This window comes from Synechococcus sp. W60.3 (assembly GCF_047502615.1).
Classification (GTDB): Bacteria; Cyanobacteriota; Cyanobacteriia; order Thermostichales; family Thermostichaceae; genus Thermostichus.
Window position 1 is genome coordinate 1 of sequence record NZ_JANSHJ010000077.1, and the last position, 1,845, is coordinate 1,845.

The 1,845-nt window shown below is 52.2% G+C and carries 2 pseudogenes; one reads left to right on the plus strand and one right to left on the minus strand.

The annotated features are described in order from the left end of the window. Positions 1-646: pseudogene (locus NW846_RS12530) on the minus strand (putative bicarbonate transporter, IctB family); the annotation flags it as partial. Between the two features lie 975 nt (positions 647-1,621). Between NW846_RS12530 and NW846_RS12535 the strand changes: the two are divergent. After that, positions 1,622-1,845, plus strand: a pseudogene (locus NW846_RS12535) (DNA polymerase III subunit delta); the annotation flags it as partial.

Below are 1,845 nucleotides of genomic sequence, written 5' to 3' on the forward strand. Positions count from 1 at the left end.
TGGCGGCCAGCCCCAGAGGAATGACCGGGATCAAGTAGCCCCCGTACAGATTTGGATTGCGCAGATAGCTGTACACCCGCGTCAGACCCGCCAAACCCGACTCCGGATCCACCCAGGTGGCCAGTTCCGCTGCCCCATATAAGTATTGCCGCAGGCCATGGATCCCCATCACCAAGCTAACCAAAAGCAGGGATCCAACGATCCCATCTCGGAATTGGGGTTTGCGCAGCAGACGATGCAACAACAGATAACCAGCCAGGTAGAGAGTCAACTTCAGCCAGCCATCCCGTGCTGCGTAGGCAACCGGAGAGAGAATCGTTGCCAAGGTGGCAATTCCCCAGAAAAGGCCCAGGGGCAGATGCAGCGGCAGCCCAATCGGCGTTTCCACCAAAGCGCACAGGCCCACCAGAGCAGCCATAGCCAGCAAAATCAGGCCCAGGATGCCGGTGGAGCTTTGCGCAGAGAAAACCCAGTAAAGCAGTACCAGCCCCAGGCCGATGCGGTCGGAAGTTTGAACCAATATGCTGCTCTTCCCCCAACTTTGCAGGGATCCCAACAGGCGGCCCAAAAGGCTCCCCTGCTGCCAAGCCTTGATGGGAAAGTCGCGCAGCAGAAAACCCTGCCACAGTTGCGTTGCTCGTTCCATAATCCTCTGGGGCGTGTTGGGCCCAAATCCCCACACCTCAAGTCATCCTACTGGTTTCACCAGCGGGATAAAGCTTTAGTCTATATCCCCAAAGGCAAGGAGACAACGAAGAAGAGCGCAACTTCTTATCGCGCCAGCCGGACAAAGTCCTCGTTAACAAAAATAAAGAATCGGCTAACTCACAAGACTCTACAAGACGAAAAGCATCGAAGAATTGTCAAAGAAGAATTGTCAAAGTTGAGTTTTCGGTCTTAAGAACAAATCGCTACAGAATGCAAAGAAAGAGTAACGAGAAAAACCACAAGAAAGATCTGTCCCAATTTCTAAGTAAGTGTTGGATCGCCGCAGTCAAAAATCCTCCTGAATTACCACAGATTAATTCTCGAAAGACTCTTCAGGCAACATAGGCTAAAGCTTGACCTTGGGATCCTCTTTTGCACTGATTGCTGAGACTCGAAGAGATCTGATCGCCCAGGGAGGATAGACTTTTTGACTCAGATTGACCTTCCTTCGCTTTGGTTTTGTTTTGGGAATTGAGGTTGGAATAGTGAATCTGAACACGAGTGGGGCGGCCCAGCCCTAGGGCAGATCCCATGCAACGGGCTAAGATTTGCACCTTAAACTCAAACTCGCCAATGCCATCCATAATCTTTAACCCTGCAGTCTCTGCTCCTAATTCAACTGTAGGAGAAGGTCTACGAAACCTCTTCAGTGGGAATACAGAACTTTTTGAGCTGCGGAGACTTCTGGATTATGAAAGTTATGTAAAGATGCCTTTGTTTTCGCCAGACAGGGCGAGTACTTGACCTATTCTTAAACAACTTGAGTCAAGCTGGGCTCGGTATCTTCACTTGGACTGACTCCCTCCACCAAGTTGAGCAGGGATCCCGGCCAAACCGCTTAGACAAGGGGAACTGACCTACGCAAAATGGAGGAAGTAGGGGAAAAGCATCTCGTAAATCACTCGGTCGAAGCGTGCCCGTTTACCTGTACTGGGGGGATGATACCTATCGCCTGATGCAGGCGGTGCAGCAGTTGCGCGACCAAGTGCTGGATCCCCACTGGGCTGCTTTTAACTACGATCGCCTGCCGCCGGAATCCACGGTTGCCGGGCTCAACCAAGCCATGACCCCGCCGCTGGGATCCAGCGCCCGCTTGGTTTGGCTGGAAGAGACGACGCTCACCCACCATTGCTCGGA